Source organism: Cellulomonas biazotea, from assembly GCF_004306155.1.
Lineage (GTDB): Bacteria > Actinomycetota > Actinomycetes > Actinomycetales > Cellulomonadaceae > Cellulomonas > Cellulomonas biazotea.
In genome coordinates, this window is sequence record NZ_BIMR01000209.1 from 1 (window position 1) to 17041 (window position 17041).

9 protein-coding genes are annotated in these 17041 nt (G+C 73.8%); 1 reads left to right on the plus strand and 8 read right to left on the minus strand.

Annotated features, from left to right (window positions below; translation table 11 throughout):
• Nucleotides 1–14: 14 nt before the first annotated feature.
• Nucleotides 15–1340, minus strand: coding sequence for an ABC transporter substrate-binding protein (locus CBZ_RS13495; protein ID WP_130782045.1), 1326 nt, complete (start codon nucleotides 1338–1340; stop codon nucleotides 15–17).
• A gap of 208 nt (nucleotides 1341–1548) precedes the next feature.
• On the opposite strand from CBZ_RS13495, the gene CBZ_RS13500 reads away from it, so the two are divergent.
• Nucleotides 1549–2577, plus strand: coding sequence for a LacI family DNA-binding transcriptional regulator (locus tag CBZ_RS13500; protein WP_130782046.1), 1029 nt, complete (start codon nucleotides 1549–1551; stop codon nucleotides 2575–2577).
• 220 nt (nucleotides 2578–2797) lie between these two features.
• Here the strand turns inward: CBZ_RS13500 and CBZ_RS13505 are convergent, their stop codons facing one another.
• From CBZ_RS13505 to CBZ_RS13530, 7 genes are all read right to left on the minus strand, one after another.
• A complete protein-coding gene (locus tag CBZ_RS13505; RefSeq protein ID WP_218022770.1) occupies nucleotides 2798–3706 on the minus strand; it encodes a sensor histidine kinase in 909 nt (302 codons plus the stop codon).
• A gap of 221 nt (nucleotides 3707–3927) precedes the next feature.
• Entirely contained in the window at nucleotides 3928–4653 is a 726-nt protein-coding gene (locus CBZ_RS13510) for a response regulator transcription factor (protein WP_130782048.1), read from the minus strand.
• On the minus strand, nucleotides 4650–4907 hold the full coding sequence (locus CBZ_RS21520) for a DUF4190 domain-containing protein (protein WP_218022771.1): 258 nt from the start codon (nucleotides 4905–4907) through the stop codon (nucleotides 4650–4652). The genes CBZ_RS13510 and CBZ_RS21520 overlap by 4 nt, the downstream gene beginning before the upstream one ends.
• Entirely contained in the window at nucleotides 4904–5557 is a 654-nt protein-coding gene (locus CBZ_RS21525) for a hypothetical protein (RefSeq protein WP_218022772.1), read from the minus strand. The genes CBZ_RS21520 and CBZ_RS21525 overlap by 4 nt, the downstream gene beginning before the upstream one ends.
• Nucleotides 5554–6750: an OmpA family protein gene (locus CBZ_RS13520; RefSeq protein ID WP_130782050.1), complete on the minus strand. Its 1197-nt coding sequence runs from the start codon at nucleotides 6748–6750 to the stop codon at nucleotides 5554–5556. Before CBZ_RS13520 ends, CBZ_RS21525 begins: the two co-directional genes overlap by 4 nt.
• 178 nt (nucleotides 6751–6928) lie before the next feature.
• Nucleotides 6929–10588, minus strand: a complete 3660-nt coding sequence (locus CBZ_RS13525) for a family 43 glycosylhydrolase (protein ID WP_130782051.1) — start codon at nucleotides 10586–10588, stop codon at nucleotides 6929–6931.
• A 2-nt stretch (nucleotides 10589–10590) separates the two neighbouring features.
• Complete coding sequence (locus CBZ_RS13530; protein ID WP_130782052.1) at nucleotides 10591–16803, minus strand: Ig-like domain-containing protein; 6213 nt, start codon at nucleotides 16801–16803, stop codon at nucleotides 10591–10593.
• Between the last annotated feature and the right edge of the window lie 238 nt (nucleotides 16804–17041).

The window sequence follows — 17041 nt, forward strand, 5'->3', positions numbered from 1 at the left end:
CCCCGGCCCGGGTCTCACTGGTCGAGGACCGCCGTGATGGCGTCGTTGTCCTCGTCGACCGTGCCGGTCTTGTCGAAGGTCGCGTTGCGGAACAGCGTGACCCACGGGCTGCCCGAGGCGTTGAACGCCTCGGAGAAGTACTCGGCGACCGGCGTGCGACCGTCGGCGGCGAGCTTGTTCATCGTGAGGGCCAGCGGGTCCTCCTGCGCGTACTCGTTGTCGAGCAGGCTGTTGCGGCCGGGGACCTCGCCGTTCTTGGCGATGACCTCGAGCTGCGCCTCGTCGGACGTCATCCAGGCGAGGAAGTTCCACGCCTGCGCGACGTGCTCGGAGTCCTTGGAGACGCCCATGGCGTCGCCGCCGAGGAACGTCGACTGGCCGCCGTCGACACCGGGGATGCCGGTGACGCCGACGTCGATGCCGGCCTCCTTGGCCGCGTAGACCGCGGTGTTCGGGTACTGCATGACGCCGACCTCGCCGTTCGAGAACGGGGCCGTCCACGTCGCGCCGGTCTCCTCCTTGGAGCCCGCACCGACCGCGCCCGCGTCGTTCAGCGCGGCGTACGTGTCGTAGACCGCCTGCGCCGACTCGGACGCCAGCAGCGACTCCTTGCCGTCGGCGGACAGGACCTCGTCGCCGGACGCCCAGATGCTCGGGAACCAGGTGAAGACGAGGCAGCCGCCGCAGTTGCCGCCGTAGTACGTGCCGGACACGCCGGGCTTGCCGAGCGCCTGGACGGCCTCGGCCTGCTCCTGGAACTCGGCCAGGTTGGTCGGGCCCTTCTCCGGGTCGAGGCCGGCCTCGGCGTACAGCGCCTTGTTCCAGACCATGACGGAGATGTCGGTGACGAACGGCACCGTGTGCTTGGCGCCGTCCGGGTCGGTGCCGGCGTCGACGTGGCCGCGCGTGATGTCGTCGGCGTAGTCGAGACCGTCGATGTTGTCGGTCAGGTCGGTGAACAGGCCGTTCGCGACCCAGTAGGGCAGACGCACGACGTCGCCGGCCAGGAGGTCGGGCAGCTCGTCGTTCGTGGCGGCCGCGCCGACCTTCCCCTCCATGTCGTCGTTGGGGATGATCTCGAGCTCGACCTGGTTCTCGTGCGACGCGTTGTACGCCTCGACGAGGGCCTTCGCCTGGCGCTCCAGGGGAGCGCGCGTCCACATGGTGAGGGTGGTGCCGTCGTCGACACCGTCGGGGCCGACGGACTCCGCGGGGGCGTTGCCGCCGCCGTCGTCGTCGGATCCGCTGCTGCAGGCCGCCAGGCCGGTCAGCGCCAGGCCGGCCACGGCCAGCAGGGCAGCGCCTCGTGCACCCCGCGATCGGGACAACCGCTTGCTCATCGTGCTCTCCTCGGACTTCATCGTCGAAGCGAACTCCGTGCGTCCCCCGTCGGGCGCCCGGTGGCTGAGGGTCTGCCGAAACCCTTTTCGGAAACGTAGCGGTGGGCCTCCGCGCACGTCAAGTGGTCACTTCGGCGCGTCGTACCGCTACGATCCGGGGAAGACGTCGGCGTCCGCCCCGTCGGTTTCGCTCGACCAGGGGGTGAAGGTGCAGACGACGCCCGGAAATCCGCGGAAGCCACCGACCCTCGCGGACGTCGCGAAGCTCGCTGGCGTCTCCCTCGCGACGGCCTCCAAGTCGCTCAACGGCCGGCAGCAGGTCAAGGCCGAAACCCGTGAGAGGGTCCTTTCAGCCGCCGAGCAGCTGAACTTCTCCCCCAACGTGCTCGCCCGGCACCTGCTGTCCGGGCGGTCCGGCACCATCGGCCTCGTCACGCACGACCTCGAGGGCCGGTTCTCCATCCCGACGCTCATGGGCGCCGAGGACGCCGCCGGCACCGGCAAGACGTCCGTGCTCCTGTGCGACGCCCGCGGCGACGCGCTGCGCGAGCAGTACCACGTGCAGGCGCTGCTCGGTCGGCGCGTCGACGGGCTCATCGTCGTGGGTGCCCGCCCCGACCCCCGCCCGTCGCTCGGCCAGCTCCCCGTGCCCGTCGTCTACGCGTACGCGCCGTCGCAGGACCCCGCCGACATGTCCGTCGTGACCGACAACCTGCTCGGCGGGCGGCTCGTCGCCGAGCACCTGCTCACCTGCGGCCGGACCCGCGTCGCGATCGTCACCGGCGACGCCGGGTACGGCGCCGCGCACGACCGCGTCGACGGCGCATCCGCCGTGCTCGCGGAGGCGGGCGTCGAGGTGCTCGGGGGGCAGGCGCTCTACGGCTCGTGGACCGAGGAGTGGGGCCGCACCGCCGCGGGCCTGCTCATCTCCCGGTTCGACGACGTCGACGCGATCGTCTGCGGGTCCGACCAGATCGCGCGCGGCGTGCTCGACACCCTGCGCGAGTCCGGCCGCCGCGTCCCCGAGGACGTCGCCGTCACCGGCCACGACAACTGGGAGATCCTCGCGCTCAACGCGCGCCCGCAGCTCACCAGCATCGACATGAACCTCGAGGAGCTCGGCCGCCGCGCCGCGGCCCTGCTGTTCGACGCCATCGAGGGCAACCCGCACAGCGGCACCGAGGTCATCCCGTCCCGCCTGGTCCCCCGCGGCTCGACGGGCCCGAAGCCGGCCTGACCTGCCCCGGCCGGGCTGACCGCCGACCCGGGGCGACCCCGTCATGGTGAGCGGAAGTCGGCGCCGTGCGGGCACCATCACGGGGTCGACGGCCGGCCGGCCTGACCTGCCCGGCCGGGCTGACCGCCGACCCGGGGCGACCCCGTCATGGTGAGCGGAAGTCGGTGCCGTGCGGGCACCGTCACGGGGTCGACGGCCGGCCCTGCCTGACCGCGACCGGTCAGCGCGGCGGGCGGCGGGTCGGCAGGTGGAGGCGGACGCTGGTGCCCTGCGCCGGGCGCGAGCGGAGCGTCGCGCGACCCCCGTGGCGGGCGGCGATGACCCGGACCAGCGCGAGGCCCAGGCCCGAGCCCGGCAGACCGCGGGCGTCCCGTCCTCGGGCGAGCTCGTCGAACACCACGTCGACCTCGTCCGGCGGGATGCCGGGACCCGAGTCCGCGACCTCGACGACGACCGTCCCGTCCTCGTCGGTCCCCCGGACCTCGATGCGGGTGCCCGGCGGCGAGAACTTCACGGCGTTCCCGAGCAGGTTGTAGACGGCCAGGTACAGCAGGTCGACGTCGCCTCGCACGTGCGGCAGGGGCCACGGGACCGTCGGCAGCGTCACCACGACGTCCGGCCGCGGACCGCCCGCGGCCACGGCCTGCGCGGTCACGTCCTCGACGGCGTCGCGGACGACCTCCGCCATGTCGACGTCCTCGTCCTCGATCTCCTGCGTCTCCAGCTCGGCGAGCTTGCGCAGGTCGGTCACCAGCGCCGCGAGCCGCGTCGACTGCGACACGAGCGTCGCCCGGGCACGCCCCGCGTCGTCGCCGCCGTCCGCACCCGCCGCGACCGCCGCCCGGATCGCCGTCACCGGGTTCTTGAGCTCGTGGTCCAGGCGCGCGAGGAAGCGACGGCGCGCGTCCCGCTCCGCCCGACAACCGGCCGCCTGCGCGTGGCGGACCTCCGCGTCGGCCCGGCTCCGGCGGCGCGCCGCGGCGGCTCCGGCGACCAGGACCACGGCCGCCAGGACCACGCCCGCGACGAGCAGCATCGGGGCCGGACGGACGGTGAAGCGCAACGCCGTCGACGGGGCCGCGAGCGCGACCACCAGCGCCGCCACGACCGCGACGGCCAGCACGGCCACCGCGGCGACCACGGAGCCGCGAACCCGCCGCGACGGCGCCGGGCGGTCGCCGTCGCGGAACGGCAGAGCGTGTGGGTCGGCGTCGCGCGCAGAAGACCTGGACGGGTCGGCGTCGTGCGCGGACGCGCTGCGCGGGTCGGCGTCGTGCGCAGACGGCGTGGGCGGGTCGGCGTCGCGCAGCGGCGGTGCGGGTGCGTCGGCTCCGCGACGCGGCCAGGTCGTCATGTGCGGCTGCCGCGTCGGACGTCGCCGCAGAAGCGGTAGCCCTGCGCCGGGACCGTCTCGACGAACCGGGGCGCGGCGACGTCGTCGCGCAGCACCCGCCGGATCTCCGCGACGCGGTGGTCGACGGCACGCGTCGTGACCATCGACTCGAACCCCCACAGGGCCGCGAGCAGCCGCTCGCGCGTGTGCAGCTCGCCCGGGTGCGTCATGAGGTAGTCGAGCAGCAGCGACGCCTTCGGCGTGAGCGCGACGGCCGCGCCGCCGAGCGTCACGCGCCGGGCCGAGCGGTCGACGCGCAGGTCGCCGCAGACCAGGACGTCCGACGCCGCGAGCGCCGGCTGGCCCGGCACCGCGCGGCGCAGGACCGCCCGCACGCGCGCGAGGAGCTCCTGCGGGTCGAACGGCTTGTTGAGGTAGTCGTCCGCCCCCTCCTCCAGGGCGGCCGACCGCTCGTACGACTCGCCGACCTGCGTGAGCAGCACGACGGGCGTCCAGTCGCCGCCGGCGCGCAGCCGCCGCACGAGCGCCCGCCCGTCGAGGCGGGGCATGAGGACGTCGCACACGAGGATGTCGGACGGCGTGCGCGCGTGGGCGTCGAGCGCCGCCTCACCGTCCGGCGCCGTGCTGACCCGCAGCCCGGACCGCTCGAAGAACGGCACGAGCCCGTCGAGGATCGCGGGCTCGTCGTCGACGAGCAGGACGTGGGGCGGCGGCGCCGTCACCGGGTCCCCCACCACACGGCACCGCCGACGACGAGGAGCACCACGACGTACAGCAGGGACGTCAGGTAGCCGAGCACGAGGCCGGTGACGGCCAGGCCGGTCCCCCGGTCTCCGCTGCGGCCGATCTGGCGGAGCGCGACGTGCCCGAGCACGACCGGGATCGCGGCGAACCCGCACAGGCCGAGCACGAGGGACGCGACCGCGAGCGCGTTGGTCCGCGGGGCGACCGCGTACCCCGGGGCGACGCCGGTCACCGGTCGCTCCCCGCGGTGCCCGCCCCACCCGCGGCGGGGTCGGTGCCGGGGTCGGGCACGCCGGGCTCGGGCAGGCCGAGCTCGACCGTGCCGACGGGGCCGTACGCGTTCCCGGCGCCGCCGTCCCGGACCGCGGGGTCGCCGTCCTCCCACGCGACGCGCACGTCGGCGGCGTCGAGGTCGACCGACGAGACGCTCGCGACGACCACCCGGACCGACGAGGCCGACACGGCGAGCCGCTCGACGTCGCCCGCGACGACCAGCGCCCCGGCACCGTCGACCGTGAGCGTCCCGCACGCGTCCCCGACGACGACCGCCACGGCGGCGTTCTCGACCCGCAGGTCGCCGCCGTCGCAGGTCAGGTGCTGCGTCGCGCGCGACCCGAGCGTGGCGCGGTCGAGCATCGCGGCACCGGCGTCGTCCCGACCGACGGTGCGGCGAGGGGGCGCGGTGTCGTCGGCCGCCTCGATGCCCTGCGACGTCGGGTCGCCGCCCGCGGTGTCGCCGTCCGACGTCCCGGCGTCGCTGCCCTCCGGGTCGTCCTGGACGACCTCGACGCTGCACGCCGCGAGGGTCACGGACAGCAGCGCGACGGCCCCGACCGCTCGCGCACGGCGCCCGGCCGCAGACGTCCCGCGTCGTGCGGTCACGACGGCACCACGATCTCGACGCGGCGGTTGAGCTGCCGCCCCGCGGGGTCGTCGACGCCGTCGACCTCGTTGGGCGCGACGGGGCGCGTCTCGCCGAAGCCGGTCGTCTCGAGCGACCCGGTCATGCCGCGGTCGGCCAGCGCGGCGGCGACCGCGTCCGCGCGACGCTCCGACAGGGCCTGGTTGAGCTCGTGCGACGACACCGCGTCGGTGTGCCCCTCGACGCGCGCGGCCGGGACCGTCGCCAGGACCTGCGCGACCGCGTCGAGCGTGGCCGTGGCGTCGGGTCGCAGCGCGTGGCTGCCGAAGTCGAACAGGACGGCGGCGTCGAGGACGACCCGGGTCCCGCACGACGGCACGGGGGCGAGCACGCCCATCGACGGGAACGAGCCGAGCCGCGGCACGGGCGGCAGCTCGGGCATGTCGGTCGGGATCCCGTCGACGAGCCCCGAGCCGTCGCCGTGGTTGACGATCGTCAGGTCCGGCCCGTCGTAGAGCCCGGACCCGTCGCCGTAGTTGGTGATCGTGGTGGCACCGTCGGCGTACGTGCCGGAGCCGTCGCCGTAGTTCGTGATGGTGCGCTCACCGCGCGCCCACGTGCCTGACCCGTCGCCGTAGAGCGTCACGCTGGTCGTGCCGTCGTCGTACGAGCCCGATCCGTCGCCGTAGCTGACGACGGTCGTCGTCGCGTCGGAGTACGTCCCCGACCCGTCCCCGTAGACGGTCACCGTCGTCCCGTTGAGGGTGTACGACCCGGACCCGTCGCCGTAGTTGACGACGGTGCCGTCGGGGCCGGTCAGCGTCCCCGACCCGTCGCCGTACGCCAGCAGCGCACCGGGCGACGCGATGCCCTGCGCGTCGCACCGGGCCGGCTCGACCCGCACGCCCGGCAGGTCGCCGACGGCGTCGTCCACGGTGACGGCGAACCCGGCGAGCGACGCGTCGAGCATCCCGAGGTCGGGCAGCACGAACAGCGGCACGGGCGGGATCTCGCCGACGTCGTACCCGGCCACGACGGGGAGCGTCGGGGTGGGCGTCGAGGTCGCGGACGGGCGGCTCGCACGGGCCGTGCGGCTGGGCGCGTCACCCTCGGGCGTCGTCGGACCGCCGCACGCGGTGAGGGCGGCCGTCGCCGCGAGGATCACGAGAACGCGCGCCGACCTGCGACGGGACAGGGTGCGGGAGGAGGGCATGCCGACAAACTACGTGGACCGGACCGACCCGGCGGTCGCGGCGCTGTCGCAGCGGTGTCGCAGTACTGCGACAGGGCGACGCGGTTCACCCGTCCGGGCGTCGGCGCCGCACCGCGGCACGGGCGCGCAGGTGTGGGTGGCCGCGCCCCTCCGCGCGGCCACCCCCACCCCGGTCAGGTCAGTCCCAGGGCCAGCGCCAGCCGCCGCCCGACCACGGCCACTCCCAGCCCGTCTTGGGCGGGAGGACCGGGCCGACCGGGTCGGACACCGCCGACGCGGTGACCAGGCCCGCGCCGAAGCCCGTGACCCGGACGGTGACCGTCGCACCCTCGAGGTCCGCGGGGACCTTCAGGCGGTCAGCGGTCGCCCCGGCGACGCGGACGCCGTCGGCGAACCAGACGTACGCGAGGCGCACGTCGCGCGGCTGCCAGCCCTTCGTCTCGACCTTGAGGGTCTCGCCGACGCGGACCTTCCCGGTGACCTTCACGGTGCCGGGGACGACGGCCGCGGCGGGCGAGCAGTCGGGGACGTCGGCCCGGAAGGCCCACGACACCGCCTGCGGTCCGGCCGGGAAGGCGTACCCGTCGAGCGGCACGGCCGCGACCGTGACGACCGACCCGAGTGCCACGGCGACGGTCCCGGTGACGACCGAGCCGTCGACGCGGTACTCGACGCCGTCGGTGGTCGGCACGGCGAGCGACCCGTCACCGGGCTCGCCGTCGGTGCAGACCGGGCCCGTGTAGACCGGGACGGCGGGTGTGACGACGACGTCCTCGACGGGGCAGTCCGGGGCGGTGAAGACGTGCTCCCACGTCGTCGTCGCCCCGTCGGCGAGCGTGTACCCGTCGGCCGCGCGGGCGGTGACGACGACTGCTGCGTCGGCCGCGACCTCCACGGTGCCGGTGACGTCCGTGCCGTCGATCGCGTAGACGACGCCCTCGACGTCCGGGATCACGACCCGGGCCGCCTCGGCGACGCCGTCGGTGCAGACCGCTGACGCCGTGAAGGTGGGCGCGGCGGGCGTGACGACCCCGTCGGGCTCGGCGGCGCCGACCTGCCACTCACGGATCCCGACCGACCCCTGCCCGGCGGCCTCGCCCCAGGACTGGGCGACGATCCGCAGCGCGCGGGTCGTGACGGCGTCGAAGCCGACGGGCACGAAGCCCGTCGAGGTGCGGGCGTAGGTGCCGGACGTCAGCGCGACGTCGTGCCAGGTGGTGCCGTCGGCGTCGAGGTACTGCAGGGTCCACGACCGGGGCGCGATGAGGCCCTCGTTCTGCGCGTCGGGGACGTTCTGGTACCACCACACGTTCGCGCGGTCGACGGTCACGTCGAAGTCCCACGTGAGCTGCGCCCACTGCTCGCCGACGCGGTCCCACGTGCCCCACGACGACCCGTACTTCGACGCGTCGTCCTCGCCCCAGGCGTTGGTGCCGTCGACCATGCCCGCGACGTTCTCCCACCCGGAGGTGAAGGACGCCGTGGCGGTGGCGTACGGGGCGACGTTGCCGGACAGCGACGCGCCGTCGCCGAGCGGGATCGTCACCGTGGCGGTGGCGGTGTTGCCCGCGCGGTCGCGGGCGCGGACGACGAGCTCGTGCGGGAGCATGTCGGGCGCGTCGACCACGGCACCGTCGGCGGCGACGACCCACTCACCCGTGCCGTCGAACCGGTACTCGACCGCGGCGACCCCGGACAGGGAGTCGGTCGCGCCGAGCGTGACGGCCCGGGTGGCCTCGTCGAGCGCGGCGGTGACGGCGGGGACACCGGTGTCGACCTTGACCGTGCGGCTGACCTCGGCGGACGTATTGCCCGCGGCGTCGGTGGCCCGGCCGCGGACGACCGTCTCCCCCTGCGCCGACACCGGGACGTCGACCGACCGGGCATCCGGTGTCGAGATCCACGCACCGTCGCCGACCCGCGTGCCGATCGTCGTGAGGTACGACGTGTCGTCGTCGGCAGACACCCGGACGGTGACGGGCGAGGAGAACCAGCCGTCCTCGCCGGACGTGCCGGACGCGGACAGCGTGACCGCCGGGGCGGTCGTGTCGTCCTCACCGGGGTCGACGGTCCCGCCGACGTGCACGGTCGCGGTCACGTACCCGGCGGACTGGCCGAGCGCGCGGCCCTCGACGGTGAACGTGCCCTCGGCGGCGTAGTCCGCCGGGTCGACGGGCCGCCAGTTGACCGGCGCCCACGCGGAGGAGTCGCCGAACGGCAGGCGGACGGCCGCGGGCAGCGACGGTGCGACGCCGACGGGTGTCGCGACGGACACCGACGGCAGCGACGACGCCTGCGCGGAGTAGACCTCCCACTCGGAGACGGACACCGAGTGGACGTACGGGCCCTCGTCGAGCCCGCGGAACGTGGCCCGCAGCGCGGTCGTCGAGACCGGGTCGAACGTCACGGTGTGCCACGTGTCGGTGGCCGTCGGGTACGTCGCGCCGGACACCGGCTGCCAGTCGCCGGCCTCGTCGAGGTACTCGACGACCCACGACTGCGGCGGCCGGATCCAGTTGCCGTCGCGGTGGAGCTCGATGCCGACCGACCCGGTGCGCACGGGCGCGTCCCACGTGTACTGCACCCAGTCGGACGGGTGCGACGACGTCGTGCCGCGGTAGTTGCCCCACTGGTCGGGCGGCAGCAGCGCGGTGGTCCGGCGGAAGCCGTCGTTGACGGCGCCGAGCCGCATGGGCGGCTGCTCGGTGAAGGACGCCGACGCGGTCGCCTCCAGCGCCACGTTGTCCGTCAGCCGGTAGGCCGGGTCGTCGGCGAGCGTCTGCTCGACCGGCAGGATCCGGTCACCGTCCCACTGCACCTCGTCGATCGCGATGGACCGGCGGAAGTGCCCGCCGCCCACGGCGTCCTTCGTGTGGTACGTGATCCACCAGCGACCCTCGTGCTCGACGATCGACGGGTGCACGGTCGTCGCGGACGTGCCGCCGAGGATGATCCCCTGGTACGTCCACGGGCCCAGCGCCGACGGTGCCGTCGCGTACGCGATGCACGCCTGGTAGTTCGACGGCGTGCACTCGCTGCCGCCCTGCTTCCAGTCGTACGCCAGGTAGTAGGTGCCGTTGCGCTCGAACACCCACGGCGCCTCGAAGAACCCGGTGAGGCCGGGGATCGTCGCGATCGTGCCGTCCAGCGCCGTCATCGACGACGTCAGCTTGACGACCCGGGCGACGCTCCACGAGCCCCAGTACAGGTAGACGGACCCGTCGGTGTCGGTGAAGACGTGCGGGTCGATGACCTCCTGGCCCGTCGTGGACGAGCCGAAGACGTCGGTCCAGGTGAGCAGCGGCGCGCCGATCGCGTCCGTCCACGGACCCACCGGGGAGTCCGCGACCGCGACGCCGATCGCCATGTGGTTCGGCACGGCCGTGTTCTCCCACTGCACGGGCGCGTACCAGTAGAACTTCCCGTCGGCCCCGGTCGTCACCTGCCCCGCGAACGCCGAGTCGCCCGTGGCCCACCCGAAGACCTCGTCGGGGTCGAGGTTGTCGGCGTACAGGTCCCAGTCGCCCGACGCGGGGTCGTCGGTCGCGAAGACCCCGTAGTCGTGCATCTCGAAGCCGCCCTGCTGCTCGGCGGCCTCGTCGTGCCCGCCGTAGACGTAGAGCGTCCCGTCGACCGACAGGGGTGCCGCGTCGGCCGAGTAGTAGGTGCCGTCACCGAGGATCGGGTTGCCGTCGGTGTGGAAGGACCGCGTGGGCGCCGGCGGGTCCGCCGCGACGGCGGCGGTCGGCCACGCGGCCACCGCCGTCGCGACGAGGGCCCCGGCCAGTGCGGCGGCGACGGTCCTGCGTGTCGTGGTCTGCCTGGTCTGCGTGGTCATCGTCAACGTCCCACCTTGATGCCGTCGGAGGTGCGCGTGGTCGGTGCGTAGCCGGTCTTGGTGCCGGTCACCTCGACGGTGAGGACGGCGCCGCGGTCGGCGGTGCGCACGAGGTACAGCGGGCTGGTCGCGCCCTTGACGGCCTTGCCGTCGACGAACCACTGGTACGAGGTGGTCACCGGGAACGGTCCCCACGCCGCGTGCATGGCGGTCACGACCGACAGGGGCTTGGCCAGGCCCACGATCCGCACGTCGCGGGCCGTGAGGGTGCCGGGCTGCACCGTGGTCGGTGGCGAGGACGCCCAGGTCGACGGCTCGTGGCCGGCGGCGGTGCCGCGGACCTCGACCGTGAGGACCTTGCCCGCGTCGGACGCCGCGACCTTGTAGCCGCTGGACGTGGCGCCCTTGACGGCCTTCCCGTCGAGCAGCCAGCGGTACTCGAGGCGGACGCCGTCGGCCCAGGCCGAGGTCTGCGCCCGGACGGTGCTGCCGACGACCGCGGTGCCCGCGATCGCGACCGACCCGGCCTGCACGGTCGGCTTCACGACCGCTGCGGTCGGGGCGGACGTCACCGAGACGCTCTCCCAGCCGTCCAGGTAGCCCGTGACCTCGACCGTGACGGTCTTCCCGAGGTCCTTCTGCGTCGGCGTGTACTGCGACGCGGTGGCTCCGGCGACGACCTTGCCGCCCGCCGACCAGCGGTACGCGAGCTCGACGCCCTCGGGTCCCCAGCCCGCGGTCTGCGCGAGCAGCACCTGCCCGACGGTCGGGACCCCGACGACCTCGACTGTGCCTGCGTTGACGACGGCCTCGCCCGGTCCGGCGACGACGGTCAGCGACGACTCCGCCACCGACTCCCCCGCCGCGGCGCGGACCGTGTAGTCCCCGCCCGCGAGGTCGCGCGGCAGCGGCGCCGTGCGGAGCGTCCCGGAACCCCGGGAGTCCGTCGTCAGCGAGCCGAGGGCGACACCGCCCGGCTCGACCGTCACCGCGTAGGCGGTGTCGACGACCCCGCCCGTGAGCGTCACGTCGAACGCGTCGCCCGCGGTCACCGGCTCCGTGGGTCCGGTGAGGACCAGCGGTGCCACGGGAGCGCTGTCGACCTCCCACTCGACGATGCCGACCCAGCCCGACGTGGGCTTGGTGAGCGTCGCCCGCAGAGCCGTCGTCGTGACCGGCGTGTGCGTGACCGTGTCGAACTGGCCGAGCGTCGTCGTGAAGCCCGAGGGCTCGGGGACGGTCGCCCACGTGACGCCGTCGTCGAGCAGGTACTCGAGCGTCCACGACGCCGGGAGCCGCATGCCACCGCCGTCGTCGAAGAACATCAGGCGGCTCGTGCCGGTGGTGACGGGCGTGGGCCAGTCGAGGCGCGCCCACTGGGTGTCGCCCGCGATGTTCCACGTGCCCCAGGCGGTCGCCTGGTTCGTCACCGGCATCGTCGCGACGCCGTCCGTGATGCCCGCGGCGCGGTTCCACGTGGTCGACGCGGACACGCTGACCGCGGCGTTCGGGGCGATGTTGACGGGCGCGTTCGGGTCCGGTGCCGGGACGGCGATCGTCCCGACGGCCGAGACGTTGCCCGCCCGGTCGGTGGCGCGGTACTCGACGGTCGCGGCCTGCGCGATCGTCGCGCCGGTGCCGTAGGCCGTCCAGGCGCCGCCGTCGACGCGGTACTCGACGGTCGCGACGCCCGAGCCGGTCTCGGTGGTCGCCAGGGTGAGGCGCCGCCGGGACTCGTCGAAGGTCGCGGTCACCACGGGTGCGGTGCCGTCGATGTCGACCGCGGCGGACTGCACGGGCGAGACGAGCCCGCCGGAGTCCGTGGCGCGGGCGCGCACCGTGTGCCGGCCGTCACCGCTGACGGCGACCGGGCCGGTGACGGCCGTCCACGCACCGCCGTCGACCTGCGCCTCGACCGTGGGCGACGGGTCGTCGTCGTCGGTCGCGGTGACCGTCACGGCGACCGGGCCGGTGAACCAGCCGGACGCGGGACGCTCGGGGTCGGTCGCGAGCGTGACCACGGGCGCCTTCGGCGCACCCGACCGCACGGTGACCGTGACGACGGGCCGCTTGTCCGTGCCGGCCACCGTCCCCTCGACGGTGAACTCACCGGCGGCGGCGTACGACGCCGGGTCGACGTCGTCCCACGTCACGGGCAGCGACGCCTCGGAGCCGTCGTTGTAGACCGCGACCACGCGGGCCGGCAGCACGGGCGCGGTGCCCGCCACGGTCGACACCGCGAGCGGGTCGAACGTGTTGATCTGCACGGCGTCGGTGGGCCGCACGAAGACGGTCGCGCGGGCCAGCTTGGACGTCCCCTGCACGAAGCCGGGGACCGTGAACTCGCCCTGCGCGGCGTACGCGTCGGCGGGCACGTCCTGCCACTGCACGGACCGCTGCGTGCGCGTCCCGTCGGCGAACGTCACCTCGACGGCCTCCGGGAGGACCGGCGCGACGCCGACGAGCGTGCGGACCGCGACCTCCTCGACCGCGACCGGCTCGTCCGCGAGCGCCTGCCACTCGATGATGCCCGGGTACGACGCCCCGTTGCGGACGAGCGTGGCGCGCAGCGACGTCGTCGTGACGGCGCCGTGCGTGACGGCGTTGAGCTCGCCGTCGACGGTCGGGTACGCGCTCGGGTCGGGCACCGGCTGCCAGGAGCCGTCGGTCGCCAGGTACTCCAGGGACCACGACGACGGCGGCAGGACGCCGTCCGACGCCCGGTTGGAGTGGAACAGGATGCGGGACTCGTCGACCCGCACCGGCTCCGGCCAGGTCAGGCGCGCCCAGTACGTGTTGCCCGCACCGGCGGCGGTGCCCCACGTGCCCCACGCGTCGGACTCCGCCGCGACCGGGTAGGACGCGTTGCCGTCGTTGATCGCGGCGACCCGGTTCCAGCCGGTGACGGCCGACGCGGACGCGGTGGCGTCGGGTGCGACGTTCGTCTTGGCGGTGCCGCTGACGTCGACGTCGACCGTGACGTCCCTGCTGGTGGTGAGCTCGCCGTCGGACGCCGTCAGACGCAGCGTGTACCGGCCGGTCGTGTCGAACTGCACGACGGTGGTCGCCTGCGTCGGGCTCGCGACGACGGCCTGCGCACCCTCGGGCGCGCTGACCACGGTCCACGCCGAGGACAGGGCGCCCGCCGGCTGGGCGTCGTCGGACACCGAGCCGACCAGGCGGACCTGGGCGGGCTGGTCGAACGCCGGGTCGCGGTAGACCGTGACCTTCGGGGCCGCGTTGGTCGACGGCGGCGCCTCGACACCCGTCGCGAACGCCTGGACCTCCTTGACGCCCGTGCGGAAGCCGGCCGCGTGCTTCGCGGTGACCCGCAGCCGGTCGGCCCGGACCTCCGGGAACTGGACGCGGTTGAGGTTGGCCGTCGAGTACACGGGCGTGCGGGCCTGCCCGGGGACCGGGTGCCAGCCCGCGGCGTCGTGGTACTCGAGCGTCCACAGCTCGGGTGCCGCGTACCCCTGGACGGTCGCGCTGGACGACGACCGGTAGAAGTAGACGCGCACGTCGTCGACGGCCTGCGTGCCGTCGAGCTCGACCTCGATCGAGTCGGTGGCGTTCGGCGAGCCCGCGGTGCCCCAGAAGGGCTCGTTGGCGGTGCTGCCGTCGACGGCGCCGGTCGCGGCGCGGCCGGTCGTCGCGTACGTCGTGGTCACCGGCCGGCCGGCCGCGAGGTTCGCGGAGCCGGTCGACGCCGGGGCGATGTCGGTCCCCGCCTTGGCGAACACGTCGACGACCCGGTCGGTCGCGGCGAACCGCACGTCGGAGGCCGCCGCGAGCGACGACGCCGTGGCCGTCACGACCTGCGCGCCGCCGTCCGGCAGCTCGACGGTCCCGGTCGCCGGGTCGTACACCACGTGCGCGAGGTCGTCGACCGTGAACGCGAGCTCGCCGTCGAGGAACACCGAGTACCCGGCGGGCACGTCGGCGCCGTAGTGGTCGCCTGTCTCGTCCCACGTGACCGTGAGGTCGCGGTCGTGGTACCGCACGTTGTTGACCGTGAAGTACGGCCAGTCCACGTCGATCGGGTCGAGCTCGATCTTGCCGTCGGCCCGGCTGCGCAGGCCCATCGCGTCCTCGATGACCGTGAAGTTGGTCGCGCCGAGGATCGTGTGGTGGATCCACGACCGGTAGCCGATGGAGCCGCCGTCGGCCGCCGACCCGTTGGACCAGAACTCGTTCTGGTTGGGCAGCCGGTTGTCACCGCCCTGGTAGTGCGCGAACGCGTTCCAGTAGAGGAGCTGCTTGTACATCTCCGGCGTCACGTAGTCCGTCGGGTAGTCACGCAGGACGGAGGAGAACATGCGGAACAGCACGGTCGAGTTGATGACCGAGAAGTTGTTCGACCCCGGGTCGGGCGAGTCCGCCTTGTCGACCTGGTTGGCCGTGAAGAACGGGAACACCGGGTACTGGTCGGCGTCCGCGAACAGGCGCAGCGCCTCGACGTACGGCTGGTCGTAGTCCGGGTCACCGGGCTTCGGCATGAGGCCGACGGTGAACGGGTAGTAGTTGTTGATCTCCTTGTACGGGTTGAGCGTCCCGTCCTGCGTCATCTGGTGCTTGAGCAGGTTGCCGAACAGCCCGACCTTGTCCGCGGTCGTCTGCGCGGGCTCCCACAGGTGCTCCAGGACGGCGGCCTTGACGCGCTCCGCGAGCGCGTCCATGTGGTCGGCCTTCTCCGTCTGACCCGCGACGCGGAAGAACTCCGCCGCGGCCTTCGAGTTCGAGTACAGGTACGCGCTCTCGGTCCTGTCCATGTTGTCGCCGTGGCCGGTCCAGTGGAACGACACCGCGTCGGCGTCGTTGCCGGTCATGGCGCCCCACGAGTACTCGATGAGGTCGTTGCCGTTGCCGTCGTACGCGTCGAGGAGGCCCTCGACGTCGTCCATCGAGTGCTGGCCGAGCGTCGCGCCGATCGCGCCGGGCCCGCCGTGCAGCTCGTAGGCCCGCCACGCGGCCTCGGTGATGTACTGCGTGTAGGAGTTCGACCAGTTGGCGGGGTCGCCCGGGTTGTCGACGAACTTGCCGCGCTTGGAGGTCTCCCCGACCGCGAGCGCCGGGCCGTACGCGTACGTCGGGTCACGGAAGTACTTGAGGTCGTCGACGAACATCCCGACGGTGAGGACGATCGCGTTGTTGTACCCGAGCACGCCCTCCATGGACGTCGGGAACTGGTAGTCGTTCCCGGGGATGTCGGCGTCGAGGAAGTTGTAACGCATCAGCCACCAGCGGTAGAAGAGCGTCTTGTCGATGTCGTCCGACGGGGTGTCGAGGTACGGGACGTTCTCCGCCCACCACCGGTTGTACGTCGTGACGTGCGTCGTGAACGCCTCGGCCGGGCTCGCGGCCCGGTAGGCGGCGTACTCGGCGGCCGACGACGGGAGCTCGTCGGTCAGCATGCCGAGCTGGAGCTTGGTCGTCGCGCTGCCGCCCGCGGGCACGGCGAGGTCGCGCACGAGCGAGGCCGTGCCGGGTGCCGCCGTGAAGCCGTCGCCCGACAGGCGCGGGGTGACCGTCGTGAGGCTGTTGAACGCCCGCACGGTGCCGACGAGCTCGTCGCCCTCGACCGTGCCGGCCTGCGGTGACGTCGCGGCGACCCGGACGGTGCGTGCCGCGCCGCTCGTGTCGGTGACCTGGACGTTCGCCACGAGGACGTCGTCGGCGGTGATGAACTTGGTCTGCGTGAGGCGCAGCCCACCGCCGGTGAAGACCGACTGGAAGTACGACGGCGTCTGCCGCCGCTGCGACGCCTGCTCGGTGAGCGTGACGGCCTGGCCGTCGGCCTGCACGGTGAACGTGAAGGCACCGCCGCCGCCGAGTGACTCCCAGTACGCGACGTCGCCGTCCCAGCCGAGCCGCGTGGGCTGGTGCGTCTTCATGAACACCGCCCGGCCGCGCGTGAACGCGACGAGGTTCTCGGTGCCGTCGAACATCGGGCCGGTGCGCGCGAGCATCCGGTCCATCCAGAAGTCCTGGCCCGGTGCGCTGCCGGCACCCGCGGCGAGGTCGGCGTCGAAGACGCGCTGCAGGTAGGGCGACGGGCCGTAGTCGACGCCGGTCGCGGGGACGGGGGTGTCGGAGCCCGTGAACTCGGGCATGCCGAGACTGCTCTGCGGGGTCTCGTCGCCGGGCACGGCGGCCGCGGCGACGGGGATGAGCCCGGCGGCGACGACGGCGAGTGCGGTGAGGGAGGGAACCACGGCACGCCTGCGTGCCACGCGGGAAGATCTCACGTCCGAAACGCCTCTCTACGTTGAGAATGCGAGGTTCTCGGCGAGAGTGACATGGCACGCCATCGCACCGCAATGGGTTTCGGTGTTTTCGGTCTTTTCGGTTGCGGCGCCGCAGGTCGCGCCTCCGACCGACGGGCGGACACCCTCTGTCGCGGCGAGTGAGGGCAGGCTAAGTTAGGGCAGCCTCAGTCAGCCTCGACAGGCA